The sequence below is a fragment of the Nonomuraea sp. 3N208 genome (genome assembly GCF_052245935.1).
GTDB lineage: Bacteria > Actinomycetota > Actinomycetes > Streptosporangiales > Streptosporangiaceae > Nonomuraea.
This window is the reverse complement of sequence record NZ_JBQQBR010000183.1, coordinates 1-783: the sequence shown is the minus strand read 5'-3', so window position 1 is coordinate 783 and position 783 is coordinate 1. Positions and strand designations below refer to the sequence as shown.

At 66.3% G+C, this 783-nt stretch carries 1 pseudogene; it reads right to left on the bottom strand.

The features are described from left to right. Window positions 1-783 (bottom strand): annotated as a pseudogene (locus ACTWPT_RS60140) (DNA-directed RNA polymerase subunit beta); the annotation flags it as partial.

Sequence of the window (783 nt, the reverse complement as noted above, 5' to 3'; positions counted from 1 at the left end):
AGACGTTCGGGATGTCCCGCGTGATCTCCTCAGGCCCCAGCTTGGTGTCACGGGCGTCGACCTCGTGCTCCTCGATGTGGATCGAGGACAGCACGTCGTCCTGCACCAGCCGTTGCGAGATGATGACGGCGTCTTCGTAGTTGTGGCCCTCCCACGGCATGAACGCCACCAGCAGGTTCTTGCCCAGCGCCATCTCACCGTGGTCGCTGCAGGGACCGTCGGCGATGACCTGGTTGACCTCGATCCGGTCACCCTCCGCCACGATCGGCTTCTGGTTGAACGAGGTGCCCTGGTTGGAGCGCTTGAACTTCGCCACGCGATACGTCGTCCGCGTGCCGTCGTCGTTCATCACCGTGATGTAGTCGGCCGAGACCTCCTCGACCACGCCCGCCTTCTCGGCGCTGATGACGTCGCCGGCGTCGGTCGCGGCACGGTATTCCATGCCGGTGCCGACCAGCGGCGCCTCGCTCTTGAGCAGCGGCACCGACTGGCGCATCATGTTCGCGCCCATGAGCGCGCGGTTGGCGTCGTCGTGCTCGAGGAACGGGATCATCGCGGTGGCCACCGACACCATCTGGCGCGGCGACACGTCGATGTAGTCGACCTCCTCGGCACGGGCGAGCTCGGTCTCACCGCCCTTGGTGCGGACCAGGACACGCGAGTCGGCGAACGTGCCGTCGGCGTTGAGCACCGTGTTGGCCTGCGCCTTGACGTAGCGGTCTTCCTCGTCGGCGGTCAGGTAGTCGATCTGCTCGGTCACCCTGCCGTCGACGACCTTGCGGT